We start from the raw sequence: 21,661 nt of genomic DNA, 5'->3' as shown, positions 1-21,661 counted from the left end.
CAACTTACGTCAAAATAAAATAGGTCTATATAATATTGTGATAAATCTAGAGAAAAGAGTTTACTAAGAAATTATTAAGATTTTATCTTTGAAAGATACCGACTATCAACATGATGTAAGTTTATTTTATAATATTCATAAAAAATAAATCTGGTAAAACAGTTTGCGTTAGTAGTCATGTTAAAATACAAACAAATGTAACTCACATTTAATTTGTCATAATGGGAATGTGCGTTTAAAATAGATTTGTTCAAAGGAAAGTGGAGGTGCAATTTTGGCCAAGAAAAAAGTGATTTTTGAATGTATGGCTTGTGGTTATCAATCTCCTAAATGGATGGGGAAATGTCCTAATTGTGGCGCTTGGAATCAAATGGAGGAAATTGTTGAAAAAGCAGCCAATCCTAAACATGGAGTTAAAACCAAGGAATTAGCAGGTAAAGTACAAAAATTAAATAGTATTAAACATGAAACAACGCCGAGAGTGTTAACAGATTCAGCAGAATTCAACCGTGTATTAGGTGGAGGTATTGTGAGCGGATCGTTAGTACTTATTGGTGGGGATCCAGGTATTGGTAAGTCAACGTTACTTTTACAAATTTGTGCATCGTTATCTCAAAAGAAAAAAGTACTATATATTACTGGAGAAGAATCGCTTAGTCAGACTAAATTACGTGCAGAGCGATTAGATGAAGATTCAAGTGAATTGCAAGTATTAGCTGAAACAGATCTTGAAGTTATTTATCAAACAGTAAAAGAAGAACAACCTGATTTATTAGTAGTGGATTCGATTCAAACAATATATCATCCTGAAATCAGCTCTGCGCCAGGTTCTGTTTCACAAGTTCGTGAAAGTACACAAAGTTTAATGAATATTGCTAAACAAATGAACATTGCAACTTTTATAGTGGGTCATGTAACGAAAGAAGGTCAAATTGCTGGCCCAAGATTGCTAGAACACATGGTTGATACTGTGCTTTATTTTGAAGGCGATGAACACCACGCATATCGAATTTTGCGAGCTGTTAAAAACCGTTTTGGTTCAACGAATGAAATGGGAATCTTCGAAATGAAGCAAAGTGGATTAAAAGGTGTAAATAATCCATCTGAAATGTTTTTAGAAGAACGTTCAACAAATGTTCCAGGTTCAACAATTGTTGCAACCATGGAGGGAACCAGACCACTTTTAATAGAAGTTCAAGCGCTGGTAACTCCAACGACTTTTAACAATCCGAGACGAATGGCAACAGGGATTGATCATAATCGATTAAGTTTGTTGATGGCTGTTTTGGAAAAGAAAGAAAATTATCTATTACAACAACAAGATGCTTATATCAAAGTAGCTGGCGGTGTAAAGTTAACGGAGCCAGCAGTTGATTTAAGTGTAATTGTAGCAACTGCATCTAGCTTTAAAGATAAAGCTGTCGACGGATTAGATTGCTATATTGGAGAAGTTGGTTTAACGGGTGAGGTACGTCGTGTATCTCGGATAGAACAACGCGTGCAAGAGGCTGCAAAACTAGGTTTCAAACGTGTAATTATTCCTAAAAATAATATAGGCGGATGGACATATCCTGAAGGTATACAAGTAATAGGTGTAACTACTGTACATGAAGCATTGTCATTTGCTCTTCATTCATAAAACATCAAGAAAGGAGGACATTGTGTGAATATCGTTAAACTAATGGTTATTATTATTTACTTAATTATTGGGAGCGCATTAGGAATAATTATTATTCCTGAAATTGCAAATGATCTTGGATTACAAAACTCCAGCTTTTTAAAAAATCACTATGTAGATGGCATTATCGGTAGTATTTTTATGTTCTTAATTTTTGGTGTATTTATTAGACGAGTTACTAACGCTATAAAAGGTTTAGAACATTTTATTATGCGTAGAAGTGCTGTTGAAATACTATTCGCAACAATAGGTTTAATAATCGGATTACTTATTTCTGTTATGGTGTCGTTTATATTAGAATCAATTGGTAACTCTATTTTTAATCATTTCATTCCTGTCATAATTACGATATTACTATGTTATTTCGGTTTCCAATTTGGCCTTAAAAAACGAGATGAAATGTTAATGTTTTTACCTGAGAATATAGCGCGTTCCATGTCACAACATACTAAAAGTGCTACGCCAAAAATTATCGACACAAGCGCAATTATTGATGGTCGTATTTTAGAAGTCATTCGTTGCGGTTTTATCGATGGCAATATTTTAATTCCACAAGGTGTTATTAATGAATTACAAATTGTTGCAGATTCAAATGACAGTGTTAAACGTGAAAAGGGTAAAAGAGGCTTAGATATTTTAAATGAATTGTATGATTTAGACTATCCTACAAAGGTTATACATCCAACTAAAACACATAGTGATATTGATACGATGTTATTAAAACTAGCAAAACAATATCATGCAAGTATTATAACGACAGATTTCAACCTAAATAAAGTTTGTCATGTACATGGTATTAAAGCATTAAATGTTAATGATTTATCAGAAGCAATCAAACCTAATGTACATCAAGGTGATCAACTGCATATTTTACTGACAAAAATGGGTAAGGAGCCTGGTCAGGCAGTAGGATATCTAGATGATGGTACGATGGTGGTTGTTGATAATGCTAAAAATCTTATTGGCAGTCATGTCAATTTAGAAGTAGTCAGCTTATTGCAAACATCTTCAGGAAGAATTGTTTTTGCTAAAAAAATCGAAGATACAGTATCATTATAAAAACTGTAGTTGACGAAAACAAAATAGATATTAAAAGGTATATGAAATGGCGAAGTTTGTAATTTGAAGTATAACTATAAATAAATGCAAAACATATCAGTTATCAAAAAATGCAAATAGTGCTAATATATCATTGAAACAAGTTCATTAAGTGTTAAATTTTAGATATTAATAAAGTTATTCTTATAGCAATCAAGACATACAAAATTAGAATCAATTTTAACGTATTTGAATAGTTAATTTGAAGTTTAATTTCACAGTACATAATATTCATTTTTAAGTCGTTGAAATGTTTATGTAGTGCAGTCTTGATTCTTAGGGATAGCTTTTTTAAAGTGTTGAAAAAACAACTGCTTTCTATTTAAAATTTAAGCATATTACCCAGGGAATTATGTTATGATTAAACAATGAAATTATTTTAAGGTCATGTTAAAAAGCATTGTTTCGTTTTAACAATAAGACGAGTTAGACATTTGTTATGACGGTCGAAGATAGCAAATGAACAATTTATATGAACTAACTTGAAAATCTGATATTTAATTTAGGAGTGAAAAAAATGAGCGATCGTATAAGAGTAAGATATGCACCAAGTCCAACTGGTTATCTTCATATTGGTAATGCAAGAACAGCATTATTCAATTACTTGTATGCTAAACATTACAACGGAGATTTTGTGATTCGAATTGAAGATACTGATAAAAAACGTAATTTAGAAGATGGAGAAACATCACAATTTGATAATCTTAAATGGTTAGGATTAGATTGGGATGAGTCTGTAGATAAAGACAATGGCTACGGACCATATCGTCAATCTGAACGTCAACATATCTACCAACCATTAATAGATCAGTTACTAGCAGAAGATAAAGCATATAAATGCTATATGACAGAAGAAGAATTAGAAGCTGAACGTGAAGCACAAATCGCTCGTGGTGAAATGCCTCGCTATGGTGGACAACATGCGCATTTGACTGAAGAACAACGTCAACAATTTGAAGCAGAAGGACGCCAACCATCAATTCGTTTCCGAGTACCTCAAAACCAAACGTATTCATTTGATGATATGGTAAAAGGAAATATTTCATTTGATTCAAATGGTATTGGTGACTGGGTTATCGTAAAAAAAGATGGCATTCCAACGTACAATTTTGCAGTAGCTATAGATGATCATTACATGCAAATTTCAGATGTAATTCGTGGTGATGATCATATTTCAAACACGCCTAAACAAATTATGATTTATGAAGCATTTGGCTGGGAGCCACCTCGTTTTGGTCATATGTCATTAATTGTTAATGAAGAACGTAAAAAGTTAAGTAAACGTGATGGGCAAATTTTACAATTTATTGAGCAATATCGTGACTTAGGTTATTTACCTGAAGCGTTATTTAATTTTATTGCGTTATTAGGTTGGTCTCCTGAAGGTGAAGAAGAAATCTTTTCTAAAGAAGAATTTATCAAAATCTTTGATGAAAAGCGTTTGTCAAAATCACCAGCATTTTTCGATAAGCAAAAATTAGCATGGGTTAATAACCAATATATGAAACAAAAAGATACTGAAACAGTATTCCAATTAGCATTACCTCATTTAATTAAAGCAAATTTGATTCCTGAGGTGCCGTCAGAAGAGGATTTATCTTGGGGACGCAAATTAATTGCGCTTTATCAAAAAGAAATGAGTTATGCCGGTGAAATTGTACCTTTATCAGAAATGTTCTTTAAAGAAATGCCAGCTCTTGGTGAAGAAGAACAACAAGTGATTAATGGAGAGCAAGTACCAGAGTTAATGACGCACTTATTCAGTAAATTAGAAGCACTTGAACCATTTGAAGCGGCTGAAATTAAAAAGACAATTAAAGAAGTTCAAAAAGAAACAGGAATAAAAGGCAAGCAATTATTTATGCCTATTCGTGTTGCTGTAACAGGCCAAATGCATGGTCCTGAATTACCAAATACAATTGAAGTACTTGGTAAAGAAAAAGTGCTAAACCGTTTAAAACAATATAAGTAATGAAATAGACAAGATCAAGGTAGTATATACTTGAATTTTATAACGTAACCACATATGATAAAGTTGTATTAACAAATTACAACAATATGAATAAAGTATTTTATATAAAACGAAGGATTAGTAATTAAATTTATACGATGCAGAGAGTGTACGGTTGCTGTGAGTACAACGTAGAAATTAATGAATGCACCTTCGTAAAATGAATTAAATATATAATGAGAGTGATGAGCATTAAGTTGACTTAGTTTCCTTGATAATTTGGAAGCGCCCGCAATATTATTAATGTTATTCGCTAAATTCAGAGTGGAACCGTGCGGAAGCGCCTCTAACAATACAATTTGTATGTTAGTGGTGCTTTTTTGATATTTAATTTCGCAGGTACTTCAATTATGTATTTACGTAGTTCAATCATTGAGGAGGAAATGATCTTGTTAAAAAGAATGAGAGACGATATAAAAATGGTATTTGAGCAGGATCCAGCGGCACGTTCAACATTAGAAGTCATTACAACGTATGCAGGTTTACATGCAGTTTGGAGTCATTTGATTGCACATAAGTTATACAACCAAAAAAAATATGTTGCAGCACGCGCGATATCTCAAATTTCAAGATTTTTCACAGGTATAGAAATCCATCCAGGTGCTAAAATTGGAAAGCGTCTATTTATAGATCATGGTATGGGCGTTGTAATAGGAGAAACATGTACAATTGGTGATAATGTGACAATCTATCAAGGCGTGACACTTGGTGGGACAGGGAAAGAAAGAGGGAAAAGACACCCAGATATAGGAGACAATGTTTTAATAGCAGCGGGTGCGAAAGTTTTAGGAAATATTAAAATAAATTCAAATGTAAATATTGGTGCAAATTCAGTTGTTTTACAATCAGTTCCAAGCTATTCAACGGTTGTTGGTATACCAGGACATATTGTTAAGCAAGATGGTGTTCGAGTTGGAAAAACATTTGATCATCGCCATCTACCTGATCCAATTTATGAACAAATTAAGCATTTAGAACGACAACTTGAAAAGACTAGGAATGGAGAGATTCAAGATGATTACATTATATAATACGCTTACACGTCAAAAAGAAGTGTTCAAGCCTATAGAACCAGGAAAAATAAAAATGTATGTATGTGGTCCTACTGTATATAACTACATTCATATTGGTAACGCAAGACCAGCAATTAATTATGACGTAGTGAGACGTTACTTTGAATACCAAGGATATAATGTAGAATATGTATCAAATTTTACAGACGTAGATGATAAATTAATTAAACGTTCTCAAGAATTAAATCAGTCTGTTCCCGAAATTGCAGAAAAATATATCGCAGCTTTTCATGAAGATGTTGGTGCGTTAAATGTTAGAAAAGCGACTTCAAATCCAAGGGTAATGGACCATATGGATGACATTATTCAATTTATTAAAGATTTGGTGGATCAAGGTTATGCATATGAAAGTGGTGGCGATGTTTACTTTAGAACACGTAAATTTGAAGGTTATGGTAAATTAAGTCATCAATCCATAGATGACTTAAAAGTGGGTGCTCGTATAGATGCAGGAGAGCATAAAGAAGATGCACTTGATTTTACATTGTGGAAAAAAGCGAAGCCTGGCGAGATTAGTTGGGATAGCCCATTTGGTGAAGGTAGACCAGGATGGCATATAGAATGTTCTGTAATGGCATTTCATGAGCTAGGACCTACAATTGATATACATGCGGGTGGTTCAGATTTACAATTTCCACATCATGAAAATGAAATAGCACAATCAGAAGCACATAATCATGCGCCATTTGCTAATTATTGGATGCATAATGGTTTCATTAATATTGATAATGAAAAAATGAGTAAATCACTAGGCAACTTTATTTTAGTTCACGATATTATTAAAGAAGTTGATCCAGATGTACTAAGATTCTTTATGATTAGCGTACATTATAGAAGCCCAATTAACTATAATCTAGAATTGGTAGAATCAGCACGTAGTGGACTAGAGCGTATTCGCAATAGTTATCAATTAATTGAAGAGCGCGCACAAATTGCTACTAATATTGAAAATCAACAGACATATATTGATCAAATTGATGCGATTTTAAATCGTTTTGAAACAGTTATGAATGATGATTTTAATACAGCTAATGCAATTACAGCTTGGTATGATTTAGCAAAACTTGCGAATAAATATGTACTAGAGAACACAACATCAACAGAAGTAATTGATAAATTTAAAGCAGTTTATCAAATTTTCAGCGATGTTTTAGGTGTACCGTTAAAATCTAAAAATGCAGATGAATTATTGGATGAAGATGTTGAAAAATTAATCGAAGAGCGTAATGAAGCAAGGAAAAACAAAGATTTTGCACGAGCAGATGAAATTCGAGACATGCTGAAATCACAAAACATTATATTAGAAGACACACCTCAAGGGGTTAGATTTAAACGTGGATAATCAACAAGATAATCACATTAAATTATTGAATCCATTGACCTTAGCATATATGGGAGACGCAGTCTTAGATCAATATGTACGTACCTATATCGTTTTAAAGCTTAAAAGTAAGCCTAATAAACTACATCAAATGTCTAAAAAATATGTATCTGCCAAAAGTCAGGCGCAAACGTTAGAATATTTAATGGAGCAAGAATGGTTTACAGACGAAGAAATGGATATTTTGAAGCGAGGGCGTAACGCGAAAAGTCATACTAAAGCTAAAAACACTGATGTTCAAACATATCGTAAAAGTTCAGCGATAGAAGCAGTGATAGGTTTTCTTTATTTAGAAAAAAGAGAAGAACGATTAGAGGCATTATTAAATAAAATAATAACAATAGTAAACGAAAGGTAGTGACGATGTGGAAGATACGGTTATTGTTGGTAGGCATGCTGTTAGAGAAGCGATTATTACTGGGCATCCGATAAATAAGATATTGATTCAAGAAGGTATTAAAAAGCAACAAATTAATGAAATTTTAAAAAATGCAAAAGATCAAAAAATTATTGTTCAAACTGTACCAAAATCTAAATTAGATTTTTTAGCAAATGCACCACATCAGGGTGTTGCAGCGCTTATTGCACCATATGAATATGCTGACTTCGATCAATTTTTAAAACAGCAAAAAGAAAAAGAAGGTTTATCGATAGTACTTATATTAGACGGCTTAGAAGACCCGCATAACTTGGGATCAATTTTAAGAACAGCCGATGCAACGGGAGTTGATGGTGTTATTATTCCTAAACGTCGTTCAGTTACACTAACGCAAACAGTTGCAAAAGCCTCAACAGGTGCAATTGAACATGTACCAGTTATTCGAGTGACAAATTTAGCTAAAACTATCGATGAACTAAAAGATAATGGCTTTTGGGTAGCTGGCACTGAAGCTAATAATGCAACAGATTATAGAAATCTAGAAGCGGACATGTCATTGGCTATTGTAATTGGTAGCGAAGGACAGGGTATGAGTCGCCTAGTAAGTGATAAATGCGATTTTTATATTAAGATTCCAATGGTTGGACATGTAAACAGTTTGAATGCTTCGGTTGCAGCAAGTTTAATGATGTACGAAGTATTTCGAAAAAGACATGATGTTGGAGAAATATAATGAAAGAACGTTACTTAATCATTGATGGATACAATATGATAGGACAATCACCAACGCTAAGCGCCATTGCAAAAGAGAATTTAGAAGAAGCTAGAATGCAATTAATAGATGCAATTGCAAATTATAATGCAGTTATTTCAGATGAAATTATTTGTGTTTTCGATGCTTATGACCAATCGGGTGTTGAAAGAGAATACATGTATCATGGCGTTAAAACGATTTTTACCAAGGAAAAAGAAACAGCTGATAGTTTCATAGAACGTTATGTTTATGAACTTTATGACAAGCATACTAAGCATATTACAGTTGTAACAAGTGATATGAGTGAGCAACATGCTATCTTTGGATCAGGTGCATATAGAATATCATCTCGCGAAATGTGGAGAGATTTAAAAGAAAATGAAATTGATGTGAGTAAATCATTAGATGATATAAGTGAAAACAAGCCAAGAACTCGAATTCCGTTATCTTCTGAAATCCTTGCAGAATTTGAAAAAATACGAAGAGGACATCATAAGAAATGACATTTCCGTCATCTTGAAATTTTGAATGTAACAATATTAAACTAACCTTAAATTTTAGATAGAAGGGGTTAGTTTAATACTTGAAATACGATTTGACAACTCAAGACAGTACAATCAAACGTAACAATGCAATAAATGATAAAGACTTCGAAAAGTTAGTAATGGATCTAAAACCATTAATTATTCGACGCATCAAAACATTTGGATTTAATCATTATGATTTAGAAGACTTATATCAAGAAATACTTATACGGATGTATAGGTCGGTCCAAACATTTGATTTTAGTGGAGAGCAGCCTTTCACAAATTATGTTCAATGTTTAATTACGTCTGTAAAGCATGATTATTTGAGAAAATATTTAGCTACAAATAAAAGAATGGATAATTTGATTAATGAATATAGAGTTACGTATCCATGTGCAATAAAGCGTTATGATGTTGAAAACAATTATTTGAATCAATTAGCAATTAAAGAGTTGATTCGTCAGTTTAAGTATTTGAGTGCATTTGAAAAAGATGTCATGTATTTAATGTGTGAACAATATAAGCCGAGAGAAATTGCTCAACTGATGCATGTAAAAGAGAAAGTGATTTATAATGCCATACAACGATGTAAAAATAAAATAAAACGTTATTTCAAAACGATTTGAAAAGCGCCTTAGGACGTGAATTGAATTAGAACGTGTTACTTACTGATGGTTTGACATTTGTTATAAATTTTATGTATAGTATACTGGTATTATAATGAATAAAGGTGAATTATTGTGAGAAAAATACCTTTAAATTGTGAAGCTTGTGGCAATAGAAATTATAATGTTCCTAAGCAAGAAGGCTCGGCAACAAGATTAACCTTAAAGAAATATTGTCCAAAATGTAACGCGCACACAATTCATAAAGAATCGAAATAAATACATTCGAAATAATACTTTGATAATATGTTCAAAGGATTTGGAGGTTGAGCAGATGGCTAAAAAAGAAAGTTTCTTTAAAGGCGTTAAGTCTGAAATGGAAAAAACAAGTTGGCCGACGAAAGAAGAGCTATTTAAATATACTGTAATTGTAGTTTCTACTGTTATATTCTTCTTAGTCTTTTTCTATGCCTTAGATTTAGGAATTACAGCATTGAAAAATTTATTATTTGGTTAGAGGAGTGAAGACATGTCTGAAGAAGTTGGCGCAAAGCGTTGGTATGCAGTGCATACATATTCTGGATATGAAAATAAAGTTAAAAAGAATTTAGAAAAAAGAGTAGAATCTATGAATATGACTGAACAAATCTTTAGAGTAGTCATACCGGAAGAAGAAGAAACTCAAGTAAAAGATGGCAAAGCTAAAACGACTGTTAAAAAAACATTCCCTGGATATGTTTTAGTGGAATTAATCATGACAGATGAATCATGGTATGTGGTAAGAAATACACCAGGTGTTACTGGTTTTGTAGGTTCTGCAGGTGCAGGGTCTAAGCCAAATCCATTGTTACCAGAAGAAGTTCGCTTCATCTTAAAACAAATGGGTCTTAAAGAAAAGACTATCGATGTTGAACTCGAAGTTGGCGAGCAAGTTCGTATTAAATCAGGTCCATTTGCGAATCAAGTTGGTGAAGTTCAAGAAATTGAAACAGATAAGTTTAAGCTAACAGTATTAGTAGATATGTTTGGCCGAGAAACACCAGTAGAAGTTGAATTCGATCAAATAGAAAAGCTTTAATTAACAATTAAAGTTATTAAACTAACCAAAAGATAAAAAAGAGTATTGATTTTTTAATTAGAAAAGTGTTAAAATTATGTGGTCGCGCTTTTAGAGCGCCCATTTCGTCACGAAATGTTAAGAGTGGGAGGGCAAAACTGAGCCCTGTGACCACATCACGATATCAAGGAGGTGCACATCGTGGCTAAAAAAGTAGATAAAGTTGTTAAATTACAAATTCCTGCAGGTAAAGCGAATCCAGCACCACCAGTTGGTCCAGCATTAGGTCAAGCAGGTGTGAACATCATGGGATTCTGTAAAGAGTTCAATGCACGTACTCAAGATCAAGCAGGTTTAATTATTCCGGTAGAAATCAGTGTTTATGAAGATCGTTCATTTACATTTATTACAAAAACTCCACCGGCTCCAGTATTACTTAAAAAAGCAGCTGGTATTGAAAAAGGTTCAGGCGAACCAAACAAAACTAAAGTTGCTACAGTAACTAAAGATCAAGTACGCGAAATTGCTAACAGCAAAATGCAAGACTTAAACGCTGCTGACGAAGAAGCAGCTATGCGTATTATCGAAGGTACTGCACGTAGTATGGGTATCGTTGTAGAATAATTTTACGAATATTAAATTTGATTACATGATTTAAACGATGAAGCAGATAACAGAGATAATAATGATGAATTATAAATATAATCTGAATGACTAGATTAATGATTGATTTATTCATAAGATTAATTCTTCTGTTGTCTGCTCTTAACTTGCATATAGCAAGTAATGTGGGAGGAAATTCCGCTAAAACCACTAAAGGAGGAACTATAAATGGCTAAAAAAGGTAAAAAGTATCAAGAAGCAGCTAGTAAAGTTGACCGTACTCAGCACTACAGTGTTGAAGAAGCAATTAAATTAGCTAAAGAAACAAGTATTGCTAACTTTGACGCTTCTGTTGAAGTTGCATTCCGTTTAGGAATTGATACACGTAAAAATGACCAACAAATCCGTGGTGCAGTTGTATTACCAAACGGAACTGGTAAATCACAAAGTGTATTAGTATTCGCTAAAGGTGACAAAATTGCTGAAGCTGAAGCAGCAGGTGCTGACTATGTAGGTGAAGCAGAATACGTTCAAAAAATCCAACAAGGTTGGTTCGACTTCGATGTAGTAGTTGCTACACCAGACATGATGGGTGAAGTTGGTAAATTAGGTCGTGTATTAGGACCAAAAGGTTTAATGCCAAACCCTAAAACTGGAACTGTAACAATGGATGTTAAAAAAGCTGTTGAAGAAATCAAAGCTGGTAAAGTAGAATACCGTGCTGAAAAAGCTGGTATCGTACATGCATCAATTGGTAAAGTTTCATTTACTGATGAACAATTAATTGAAAACTTCAATACTTTACAAGATGTATTAGCTAAAGCTAAACCATCATCTGCTAAAGGTACATACTTCAAATCTGTTGCTGTAACTACAACAATGGGTCCTGGAGTTAAAATTGATACTGCAAGTTTCAAATAATAAATGATATAAACAATTACAGGCTGAAAGAAATATCTTTCAGTCTGTAAAAATATATTGACAATAAGTAATTTCCAAGTTATATTACTTATTGTGATTATTTTACCTAAGACAGTAGGAGTTATTTATAACTTAAAACTTATCCTGCCGAGGCTAAAATTGACTTGAACGTGATGATCTATGATCTTTCAAGCACTTTTTGCCGTGGGTAGAAAGTGCTTTTTTTATTAATTTTAAAAAAAGCACCAAAAATTTAAATGGAGGTGTCTGAATGTCTGCTATCATTGAAGCTAAAAAACAACTAGTTGATGAAATTGCTGAGGTACTATCAAATTCAGTTTCAACAGTAATCGTTGACTACCGTGGATTAACAGTAGCTGAAGTTACTGACTTACGTTCACAATTACGTGAAGCTGGTGTTGAGTATAAAGTATACAAAAACACTATGGTACGTCGTGCAGCTGAAAAAGCTGGTATCGAAGGCTTAGATGAATTCTTAACAGGTCCTACTGCTATTGCAACTTCAAGTGAAGATGCTGTAGCTGCAGCGAAAGTAATTTCTGGATTTGCTAAAGATCATGAAGCATTAGAAATTAAATCAGGCGTTATGGAAGGCAATGTTATTACAGCAGAAGAAGTTAAAACTGTTGGTTCATTACCTTCACACGATGGTCTTGTATCTATGCTTTTATCAGTATTACAAGCTCCTGTACGCAACTTCGCTTATGCGGTTAAAGCTATTGGAGAACAAAAAGAAGAAAGCGCTGAATAATTTTTAGCGTAAAAAAATTAAAAATAATGGAGGAATTATAAAATGGCTAATCATGAACAAATCATTGAAGCGATTAAAGAAATGTCAGTATTAGAATTAAACGACTTAGTAAAAGCAATTGAAGAAGAATTTGGTGTAACTGCAGCTGCTCCAGTAGCAGTAGCAGGTGCAGCTGGTGGCGCTGACGCTGCAGCAGAAAAAACTGAATTTGACGTTGAGTTAACTTCAGCTGGTTCATCTAAAATCAAAGTTGTTAAAGCTGTTAAAGAAGCAACTGGTTTAGGATTAAAAGATGCTAAAGAATTAGTAGACGGAGCTCCTAAAGTAATCAAAGAAGCTTTACCTAAAGAAGAAGCTGAAAAACTTAAAGAACAATTAGAAGAAGTTGGAGCTACTGTAGAATTAAAATAATTCAAGTATCTTAAACTTAATAATCAAAGTTTTATAGCAAGTATTGCTATAATATAATGATTCTTTGAGAAGTTAAAACCCCGTTATTTTGATAACGGGGTTTTATTCATTTAAAGACTGAGTGAAATGTTATAATTATAATGACGAGTTACAAAGTGAAGATGAGGTGGAATAATGAGTCATTATTACGATGAAGATCCAAGTGTAATTAGCAATGAACAACGTATTCAATATCAATTAAACCATCATAAAATTGATTTAATAACTGATAATGGAGTGTTTTCGAAAGATAAAGTAGATTATGGTTCAGATGTTCTTGTTCAAACTTTTTTAAAAGCGCATCCACCTGGTCCAAGTAAGCGAATTGCCGATGTTGGTTGTGGTTACGGACCAATTGGTTTGATGATTGCTAAAGTATCACCACATCATTCAATTACAATGCTAGATGTTAATCACAGAGCGCTAGCCTTAGTTGAAAAAAACAAAAAAATAAATGGTATTGATAATGCGATCGTAAAGGAAAGTGATGCTTTGTCTGCTGTGGAAGACAAAAGTTTTGATTTTATTTTAACCAATCCACCAATAAGAGCAGGGAAAGAAACCGTGCATCGTATATTCGAGCAAGCATTACATAGATTAGACTCGAACGGTGAACTATTCGTTGTAATTCAGAAGAAGCAAGGTATGCCATCTGCAAAGAAAAGAATGAATGAACTTTTTGGAAATGTAGAAGTGGTAAATAAAGATAAAGGATATTACATTCTGAGAAGTATAAAAGCTTGAAATGAAATGGATATTCTGTTATAGTTATATAATGTAAAAATTTATGTTCAATAAGTGTGTACTTTTACGTTAAATAGATAAGTTAATTAAGAATAAATATAGAATCGAAAATGGTGTCATCATTAGTGTTGCCGTTTTCTTTTTGTCTTTTTATTAATATGCTTATGGTATTTAGCTAAAAGCGGATCACATAATTTTTGAGGGGTGAATCTGTTTGGCAGGTCAAGTTGTCCAATATGGAAGACATCGTAAACGTAGAAACTACGCGAGAATTTCAGAAGTATTAGAATTACCAAACTTAATAGAAATTCAAACTAAATCTTACGAGTGGTTCCTAAGAGAAGGTTTAATCGAAATGTTTAGAGACATTTCTCCAATTGAAGATTTTACTGGTAATTTGTCATTAGAGTTTGTGGATTACCGTTTAGGAGAACCAAAATATGATTTAGAAGAATCTAAAAACCGTGACGCTACTTATGCTGCACCTCTTCGTGTAAAAGTGCGTCTAATCATTAAAGAAACAGGAGAAGTTAAAGAACAAGAAGTCTTTATGGGTGATTTCCCATTAATGACTGATACAGGTACGTTCGTTATCAATGGTGCAGAACGTGTAATCGTATCTCAATTAGTTCGTTCACCATCCGTTTATTTCAATGAAAAAATCGACAAAAATGGTCGTGAAAACTATGATGCAACAATTATTCCAAACCGTGGTGCATGGTTAGAATATGAAACAGATGCTAAAGATGTTGTATACGTGCGTATTGATAGAACACGTAAACTACCATTAACAGTATTGTTACGTGCATTAGGTTTCTCAAGCGACCAAGAAATTGTTGACCTTTTAGGTGACAATGAATATTTACGTAATACTTTAGAGAAAGACGGCACTGAAAACACTGAACAAGCGTTATTAGAAATCTATGAACGTTTACGTCCAGGTGAACCACCAACTGTTGAAAATGCTAAAAGTCTATTGTATTCACGTTTCTTTGATCCAAAACGCTATGACTTAGCAAGCGTGGGTCGTTATAAAACAAACAAAAAATTACATTTAAAACATCGTTTATTTAATCAAAAATTAGCTGAGCCAATTGTAAATACTGAAACTGGTGAAATTGTAGTTGAAGAAGGTACAGTGCTTGATCGTCGTAAAATCGACGAAATCATGGATGTACTTGAATCAAATGCAAACAGCGAAGTGTTTGAATTGCATGGTAGCGTTATAGACGAGCCAGTAGAAATTCAATCAATTAAAGTATATGTTCCTAACGATGATGAAGGTCGTACGACAACTGTAATTGGTAATGCTTTCCCTGACTCAGAAGTTAAATGCATTACACCAGCAGATATCATTGCTTCAATGAGTTACTTCTTTAACTTATTAAGCGGTATTGGATATACAGATGATATTGACCATTTAGGTAACCGTCGTTTACGTTCTGTAGGTGAATTACTACAAAACCAATTCCGTATCGGTTTATCAAGAATGGAAAGAGTTGTACGTGAAAGAATGTCAATTCAAGATACTGAGTCTATCACACCTCAACAATTAATTAATATTCGACCTGTTATTGCATCTATTAAAGAATTCTTTGGTAGCTCTCAATTATCACAATTCATGGACCAAGCAAACCCATTAGCTGAGTTAACGCATAAACGTCGTCTATCAGCATTAGGACCTGGTGGTTTAACACGTGAACGTGCTCAAATGGAAGTACGTGACGTTCACTACTCTCACTATGGCCGTATGTGTCCAATTGAAACACCTGAGGGACCAAACATTGGATTGATTAACTCATTATCAAGTTATGCACGTGTAAATGAATTCGGCTTTATTGAAACACCATATCGTAAAGTTGATTTAGATACACATGCTATCACTGATCAAATTGACTATTTAACAGCTGACGAAGAAGATAGCTATGTTGTAGCACAAGCAAACTCTAAATTAGATGAAAATGGTCGTTTCATGGATGATGAAGTTGTATGTCGTTTCCGTGGTAACAACACAGTTATGGCTAAAGAAAAAATGGATTATATGGATGTATCGCCGAAGCAAGTTGTTTCAGCAGCGACAGCATGTATTCCATTCTTAGAAAATGATGACTCAAACCGTGCATTGATGGGTGCGAACATGCAACGTCAAGCAGTGCCTTTGATGAATCCAGAAGCACCATTTGTTGGTACAGGTATGGAACACGTTGCAGCACGTGATTCTGGTGCGGCTATTACAGCTAAGCACAGAGGTCGTGTTGAACATGTTGAATCTAATGAAATTCTTGTACGTCGTCTAGTTGAAGAGAACGGCGTTGAGCATGAAGGTGAATTAGATCGCTATCCATTAGCTAAATTTAAACGTTCAAACTCAGGTACATGTTATAACCAACGTCCAATCGTTGCAGTTGGAGATGTTGTTGAGTATAACGAGATTTTAGCAGACGGACCATCTATGGAATTAGGAGAAATGGCATTAGGTAGAAACGTAGTAGTTGGTTTCATGACTTGGGACGGTTACAACTATGAGGATGCCGTTATCATGAGTGAAAGACTTGTGAAAGATGACGTGTATACTTCTATTCATATTGAAGAGTATGAATCAGAAGCACGTGATACTAAGTTAGGACCTGAAGAAATCACAAGAGATATTCCTAATGTTTCTGAAAGTGCACTTAAGAACTTAGACGATCGTGGTATCGTTTATATTGGTGCAGAAGTAAAAGATGGAGATATTTTAGTTGGTAAAGTAACGCCTAAAGGTGTAACTGAGTTAACTGCCGAAGAAAGATTGTTACATGCAATCTTTGGTGAAAAAGCACGTGAAGTTAGAGATACTTCATTACGTGTACCTCACGGCGCTGGCGGTATCGTTCTTGATGTAAAAGTATTCAATCGTGAAGAAGGCGACGATACATTATCACCTGGTGTAAACCAATTAGTACGTGTATACATCGTTCAAAAACGTAAAATTCATGTTGGTGATAAGATGTGTGGTCGACATGGTAACAAAGGTGTCATTTCTAAGATTGTTCCTGAAGAAGATATGCCTTACTTACCAGACGGACGTCCGATCGATATCATGTTAAACCCTCTTGGTGTACCATCTCGTATGAACATCGGACAAGTATTAGAGCTACACTTAGGTATGGCTGCTAAAAATCTTGGTATTCACGTTGCATCACCTGTATTTGACGGTGCAAACGATGACGATGTATGGTCAACAATTGAAGAAGCTGGTATGGCTCGTGATGGTAAAACTGTACTTTATGATGGACGTACAGGTGAACCATTCGATAACCGTATTTCAGTAGGTGTAATGTACATGTTGAAACTTGCGCACATGGTTGATGATAAATTACATGCGCGTTCAACAGGACCATATTCACTTGTTACACAACAACCACTTGGCGGTAAAGCGCAATTCGGTGGACAACGTTTCGGTGAGATGGAGGTATGGGCACTTGAAGCATATGGTGCTGCATACACATTACAAGAAATCTTAACTTACAAATCCGATGATACAGTAGGACGTGTGAAAACATACGAGGCTATTGTTAAAGGTGAAAACATCTCTAGACCAAGTGTTCCAGAATCATTCCGAGTATTGATGAAAGAATTACAAAGTTTAGGTTTAGATGTAAAAGTTATGGATGAGCAAGATAATGAAATCGAAATGACAGACGTTGATGACGATGATGTTGTAGAACGCAAAGTAGATTTACAACAAAATGATGCTCCTGAAACACAAAAAGAAGTTACTGATTAATACGCAATTTACAAAACAGGCAAAAAGATACTAAGCTGAATTTTATTGATGATTCAGTTTAGTACTTTAAGCCATTTTAAATAAATGCAAATCAATCAAATAGCACAGCTAATCTAAATTGAAGGAGGTAGGCTCCTTGATTGATGTAAATAATTTCCATTATATGAAAATAGGATTGGCTTCACCTGAAAAAATCCGTTCTTGGTCTTTTGGTGAAGTTAAAAAACCTGAAACAATCAACTACCGTACATTAAAACCTGAAAAAGATGGTCTATTCTGTGAAAGGATTTTCGGACCTACAAAAGACTGGGAATGTAGTTGTGGTAAATACAAACGTGTTCGCTACAAAGGCATGGTCTGTGACAGATGTGGAGTTGAAGTAACTAAATCTAAAGTACGTCGTGAAAGAATGGGTCACATTGAACTTGCTGCTCCAGTTTCTCACATTTGGTATTTCAAAGGTATACCAAGCCGTATGGGATTATTACTTGACATGTCACCAAGAGCATTAGAAGAAGTTATTTACTTTGCTTCTTATGTTGTTGTAGATCCAGGTCCAACTGGTTTAGAAAAGAAAACTTTATTATCTGAAGCTGAATTCAGAGATTATTATGATAAATACCCAGGTCAATTCGTTGCAAAAATGGGTGCAGAAGGTATTAAAGATTTACTTGAAGAGATTGATCTTGACGAAGAACTTAAATTGTTACGCGATGAGTTGGAATCAGCTACTGGTCAAAGACTTACTCGTGCAATTAAACGTTTAGAAGTTGTTGAATCATTCCGTAATTCAGGTAACAAACCTTCATGGATGATTTTAGATGTACTTCCAATCATCCCACCAGAAATTCGTCCAATGGTTCAATTAGATGGTGGACGATTTGCAACAAGTGACTTAAACGATTTATACCGTCGTGTAATTAATCGAAATAATCGTTTGAAACGTTTATTAGATTTAGGTGCACCTGGTATCATCGTTCAAAACGAAAAACGTATGTTACAAGAAGCCGTTGACGCTTTAATTGATAATGGTCGTCGTGGTCGTCCAGTTACTGGCCCAGGTAACCGTCCATTAAAATCTTTATCTCATATGTTAAAAGGTAAACAAGGTCGTTTCCGTCAAAACTTACTTGGTAAACGTGTTGACTATTCAGGACGTTCAGTTATTGCAGTAGGTCCAAGCTTGAAAATGTACCAATGTGGTTTACCAAAAGAAATGGCACTTGAACTATTTAAACCATTCGTAATGAAAGAATTAGTTCAACGTGAAATTGCAACTAACATTAAAAATGCGAAGAGTAAAATCGAACGCATGGATGATGAAGTTTGGGACGTATTGGAAGAAGTAATTAGAGAACATCCTGTATTACTTAACCGTGCACCAACACTTCATAGACTTGGTATTCAAGCATTTGAACCAACTTTAGTTGAAGGTCGTGCGATTCGTCTACATCCACTTGTAACAACAGCTTATAACGCTGACTTTGACGGTGACCAAATGGCGGTTCACGTTCCTTTATCAAAAGAGGCACAAGCTGAAGCAAGAATGTTGATGTTAGCAGCACAAAACATCTTGAACCCTAAAGATGGTAAACCTGTAGTTACACCATCACAAGATATGGTACTTGGTAACTATTACCTTACTTTAGAAAGAAAAGATGCAGTAAATACAGGCGCAATCTTTAATAATACAAATGAAGTATTAAAAGCATATGCAAATGGCTTTGTACATTTACACACTAGAATTGGTGTACATGCAAGTTCGTTCAATAATCCAACATTTACTGAAGAACAAAACAAAAAGATTCTTGCTACGTCAGTAGGTAAAATTATATTCAATGAAATCATTCCAGATTCATTTGCTTATATTAATGAACCTACGCAAGAAAACTTAGAAAGAAAGACACCAAACAGATATTTCATCGATCCTACAACTTTAGGTGAAGGTGGATTAAAAGAATACTTTGAAAATGAAGAATTAATTGAACCTTTCAACAAAAAATTCTTAGGTAATATTATTGCAGAAGTATTCAACAGATTTAGCATCACTGATACATCAATGATGTTAGACCGTATGAAAGACTTAGGATTCAAATTCTCATCTAAAGCTGGTATTACAGTAGGTGTTGCTGATATCGTAGTATTACCTGATAAGCAACAAATACTTGATGAGCATGAAAAATTAGTCGACAGAATTACAAAACAATTCAACCGTGGTTTAATCACTGAAGAAGAAAGATATAATGCAGTTGTTGAAATTTGGACAGATGCAAAAGATCAAATTCAAGGTGAATTGATGCAATCACTTGATAAAACTAACCCAATCTTCATGATGAGTGATTCAGGTGCCCGTGGTAACGCATCTAACTTTACACAGTTAGCAGGTATGCGTGGATTGATGGCCGCACCATCTGGTAAGATTATCGAATTACCAATCACATCTTCATTCCGTGAAGGTTTAACAGTACTTGAATACTTCATCTCAACTCACGGTGCACGTAAAGGTCTTGCCGATACAGCACTTAAAACAGCTGACTCAGGATATCTTACTCGTCGTCTTGTTGACGTGGCACAAGATGTTATTGTTCGTGAAGAAGACTGTGGTACTGATAGAGGTTTATTAGTTTCTGATATTAAAGAAGGTACAGAAATGATTGAACCATTTATCGAACGTATTGAAGGTCGTTATTCTAAAGAAACAATTCGTCATCCTGAAACTGATGAAATAATCATTCGTCCTGATGAATTAATTACACCTGAAATTGCTAAGAAAATTACAGATGCTGGTATTGAACAAATGTATATTCGCTCAGCATTTACTTGTAACGCACGACATGGTGTTTGTGAAAAATGTTACGGTAAAAACCTTGCTACTGGTGAAAAAGTTGAAGTTGGTGAAGCAGTTGGTACAATTGCAGCCCAATCTATCGGTGAACCAGGTACACAGCTTACAATGCGTACATTCCATACAGGTGGGGTAGCAGGTAGCGATATCACACAAGGTCTTCCTCGTATTCAAGAGATTTTCGAAGCACGTAACCCTAAAGGTCAAGCGGTAATTACGGAAATCGAAGGTGTCGTAGAAGATATTAAATTAGCAAAAGATAGACAACAAGAAATTGTTGTTAAAGGTGTTAATGAAACAAGATCATACCTTGCTTCAGGTACTTCAAGAATTATTGTAGAAATCGGTCAACCAGTTCAACGTGGTGAAGTATTAACTGAAGGTTCTATTGAACCTAAGAATTACTTATCTGTTGCTGGATTAAACGCGACTGAAAGCTACTTATTAAAAGAAGTACAAAAAGTTTACCGTATGCAAGGTGTAGAAATCGACGATAAACACGTTGAGGTTATGGTTCGACAAATGTTACGTAAAGTTAGAATTATCGAAGCAGGTGATACGAAGTTATTACCAGGTTCATTAGTTGATATTCATAACTTTACAGATGCAAATAGAGAAGCATTTAAACACCGTAAGCGTCCTGCAACAGCTAAACCAGTATTACTTGGTATTACTAAAGCATCACTTGAAACAGAAAGTTTCTTATCTGCAGCATCATTCCAAGAAACAACAAGAGTTCTTACAGATGCAGCAATTAAAGGTAAGCGTGATGACTTATTAGGTCTTAAAGAAAACGTAATTATTGGTAAGTTAATTCCAGCTGGTACTGGTATGAGACGTTATAGCGACGTAAAATACGAAAAAACAGCTAAACCAGTTGCAGAAGTTGAATCTCAAACTGAAGTAACGGAATAACAAGTATATAACAGAGGCTAATGCTTTAGCCTCTTGTTATTTTTATGTAAATTATTTGATTTAATGTTGACGAATTCTCTTG

Annotated in this window: 19 protein-coding genes and 1 other annotated feature; all 19 genes read left to right on the top strand. The window is 34.3% G+C overall.

The window, feature by feature from the left end; translation table 11 throughout:
- The first annotated feature begins 274 nt into the window (after positions 1-274).
- The 19 genes from radA to rpoC all read left to right on the top strand — a co-directional run bounded on the left by radA (position 275) and on the right by rpoC (position 21,579).
- Positions 275-1,639 carry a DNA repair protein RadA gene (radA, locus tag IDG64_RS08770; protein WP_001085219.1) on the top strand — a complete coding sequence of 455 codons (1,365 nt, stop codon included), beginning with the start codon at positions 275-277 and terminating at the stop codon, positions 1,637-1,639.
- A 24-nt stretch (positions 1,640-1,663) separates the two neighbouring features.
- On the top strand, positions 1,664-2,737 hold the full coding sequence (locus tag IDG64_RS08765) for a PIN/TRAM domain-containing protein (protein ID WP_001028376.1): 1,074 nt from the start codon (positions 1,664-1,666) through the stop codon (positions 2,735-2,737).
- A 556-nt stretch (positions 2,738-3,293) separates the two neighbouring features.
- Complete coding sequence (gltX, locus tag IDG64_RS08760) at positions 3,294-4,748, top strand: glutamate--tRNA ligase (RefSeq protein ID WP_001283792.1); 1,455 nt, start codon at positions 3,294-3,296, stop codon at positions 4,746-4,748.
- Between the two features lie 422 nt (positions 4,749-5,170).
- Entirely contained in the window at positions 5,171-5,818 is a 648-nt protein-coding gene (cysE, locus tag IDG64_RS08755; protein ID WP_001805237.1) for a serine O-acetyltransferase, read from the top strand.
- On the top strand, positions 5,802-7,202 hold the full coding sequence (cysS, locus tag IDG64_RS08750; protein ID WP_000631957.1) for a cysteine--tRNA ligase: 1,401 nt from the start codon (positions 5,802-5,804) through the stop codon (positions 7,200-7,202). Before cysE ends, cysS begins: the two co-directional genes overlap by 17 nt.
- On the top strand, positions 7,195-7,599 hold the full coding sequence (locus IDG64_RS08745) for a Mini-ribonuclease 3 (RefSeq protein ID WP_000370182.1): 405 nt from the start codon (positions 7,195-7,197) through the stop codon (positions 7,597-7,599). The genes cysS and IDG64_RS08745 overlap by 8 nt, the downstream gene beginning before the upstream one ends.
- 7 nt (positions 7,600-7,606) lie before the next feature.
- On the top strand, positions 7,607-8,353 hold the full coding sequence (gene rlmB, locus IDG64_RS08740) for a 23S rRNA (guanosine(2251)-2'-O)-methyltransferase RlmB (RefSeq protein ID WP_000390329.1): 747 nt from the start codon (positions 7,607-7,609) through the stop codon (positions 8,351-8,353).
- The gene (locus tag IDG64_RS08735; protein ID WP_000664738.1) at positions 8,353-8,877 is read left to right on the top strand and encodes an NYN domain-containing protein; all 525 of its coding nucleotides are present in this window, start codon (positions 8,353-8,355) and stop codon (positions 8,875-8,877) included. Before rlmB ends, IDG64_RS08735 begins: the two co-directional genes overlap by 1 nt.
- Positions 8,878-8,957: 80 nt before the next feature.
- A complete protein-coding gene (locus IDG64_RS08730; protein ID WP_200626288.1) occupies positions 8,958-9,527 on the top strand; it encodes a sigma-70 family RNA polymerase sigma factor in 570 nt (189 codons plus the stop codon).
- 114 nt (positions 9,528-9,641) lie between these two features.
- Positions 9,642-9,785, top strand: a complete 144-nt coding sequence (gene rpmG, locus IDG64_RS08725; RefSeq protein ID WP_001788193.1) for a 50S ribosomal protein L33 — start codon at positions 9,642-9,644, stop codon at positions 9,783-9,785.
- Positions 9,786-9,840: 55 nt separating this feature from the next.
- Positions 9,841-10,023 carry a preprotein translocase subunit SecE gene (gene secE, locus IDG64_RS08720; RefSeq protein WP_001074473.1) on the top strand — a complete coding sequence of 61 codons (183 nt, stop codon included), beginning with the start codon at positions 9,841-9,843 and terminating at the stop codon, positions 10,021-10,023.
- Positions 10,024-10,035: 12 nt separating this feature from the next.
- A complete protein-coding gene (gene nusG / locus IDG64_RS08715; protein ID WP_001288302.1) occupies positions 10,036-10,584 on the top strand; it encodes a transcription termination/antitermination protein NusG in 549 nt (182 codons plus the stop codon).
- Between the two features lie 180 nt (positions 10,585-10,764).
- The gene (gene rplK / locus IDG64_RS08710) at positions 10,765-11,187 is read left to right on the top strand and encodes a 50S ribosomal protein L11 (protein WP_001085792.1); all 423 of its coding nucleotides are present in this window, start codon (positions 10,765-10,767) and stop codon (positions 11,185-11,187) included.
- A gap of 207 nt (positions 11,188-11,394) precedes the next feature.
- Positions 11,395-12,087, top strand: coding sequence for a 50S ribosomal protein L1 (gene rplA / locus IDG64_RS08705; RefSeq protein ID WP_001074619.1), 693 nt, complete (start codon positions 11,395-11,397; stop codon positions 12,085-12,087).
- Positions 12,088-12,174: 87 nt separating this feature from the next.
- Positions 12,175-12,321: a sequence feature (ribosomal protein L10 leader region), on the top strand.
- A gap of 37 nt (positions 12,322-12,358) precedes the next feature.
- On the top strand, positions 12,359-12,859 hold the full coding sequence (gene rplJ, locus IDG64_RS08700) for a 50S ribosomal protein L10 (RefSeq protein WP_001273087.1): 501 nt from the start codon (positions 12,359-12,361) through the stop codon (positions 12,857-12,859).
- 42 nt (positions 12,860-12,901) lie between these two features.
- Positions 12,902-13,270, top strand: a complete 369-nt coding sequence (rplL, locus tag IDG64_RS08695) for a 50S ribosomal protein L7/L12 (RefSeq protein ID WP_001273586.1) — start codon at positions 12,902-12,904, stop codon at positions 13,268-13,270.
- Between the two features lie 174 nt (positions 13,271-13,444).
- Positions 13,445-14,053 (top strand): class I SAM-dependent methyltransferase, encoded by a 609-nt coding sequence (locus IDG64_RS08690; RefSeq protein ID WP_000020302.1) that lies wholly within the window; start codon positions 13,445-13,447, stop codon positions 14,051-14,053.
- Between the two features lie 214 nt (positions 14,054-14,267).
- Positions 14,268-17,819, top strand: coding sequence for a DNA-directed RNA polymerase subunit beta (gene rpoB, locus IDG64_RS08685; RefSeq protein ID WP_000918667.1), 3,552 nt, complete (start codon positions 14,268-14,270; stop codon positions 17,817-17,819).
- 163 nt (positions 17,820-17,982) lie between these two features.
- Positions 17,983-21,579, top strand: a complete 3,597-nt coding sequence (gene rpoC, locus IDG64_RS08680; RefSeq protein WP_016169078.1) for a DNA-directed RNA polymerase subunit beta' — start codon at positions 17,983-17,985, stop codon at positions 21,577-21,579.
- Positions 21,580-21,661: the final 82 nt, after the last annotated feature.

Source organism: Staphylococcus sp. EG-SA-15, assembly GCF_017151895.1.
Lineage (GTDB): Bacteria > Bacillota > Bacilli > Staphylococcales > Staphylococcaceae > Staphylococcus > Staphylococcus aureus.
Note: the sequence above shows the minus strand (reverse complement) of the source record. Positions and strands in the feature narration are given on the sequence as shown.

What these genes read in the sequence shown, in the direction of transcription:
- cysE (WP_001805237.1), top strand. Translation starts at nt 5,171, where the DNA reads ATGATCTTGTTAAAAAGAATGAGAGACGATATAAAAATGGTATTTGAG.
- IDG64_RS08735 (WP_000664738.1), top strand. Translation starts at nt 8,353, where the DNA reads ATGAAAGAACGTTACTTAATCATTGATGGATACAATATGATAGGACAA.
- secE (WP_001074473.1), top strand. Translation starts at nt 9,841, where the DNA reads ATGGCTAAAAAAGAAAGTTTCTTTAAAGGCGTTAAGTCTGAAATGGAA.
- rpoC (WP_016169078.1), top strand. Translation starts at nt 17,983, where the DNA reads ATGAAAATAGGATTGGCTTCACCTGAAAAAATCCGTTCTTGGTCTTTT.
- rplJ (WP_001273087.1), top strand. Translation starts at nt 12,359, where the DNA reads ATGTCTGCTATCATTGAAGCTAAAAAACAACTAGTTGATGAAATTGCT.
- IDG64_RS08690 (WP_000020302.1), top strand. Translation starts at nt 13,445, where the DNA reads ATGAGTCATTATTACGATGAAGATCCAAGTGTAATTAGCAATGAACAA.
- nusG (WP_001288302.1), top strand. Translation starts at nt 10,036, where the DNA reads ATGTCTGAAGAAGTTGGCGCAAAGCGTTGGTATGCAGTGCATACATAT.
- cysS (WP_000631957.1), top strand. Translation starts at nt 5,802, where the DNA reads ATGATTACATTATATAATACGCTTACACGTCAAAAAGAAGTGTTCAAG.
- rplL (WP_001273586.1), top strand. Translation starts at nt 12,902, where the DNA reads ATGGCTAATCATGAACAAATCATTGAAGCGATTAAAGAAATGTCAGTA.
- gltX (WP_001283792.1), top strand. Translation starts at nt 3,294, where the DNA reads ATGAGCGATCGTATAAGAGTAAGATATGCACCAAGTCCAACTGGTTAT.
- rplA (WP_001074619.1), top strand. Translation starts at nt 11,395, where the DNA reads ATGGCTAAAAAAGGTAAAAAGTATCAAGAAGCAGCTAGTAAAGTTGAC.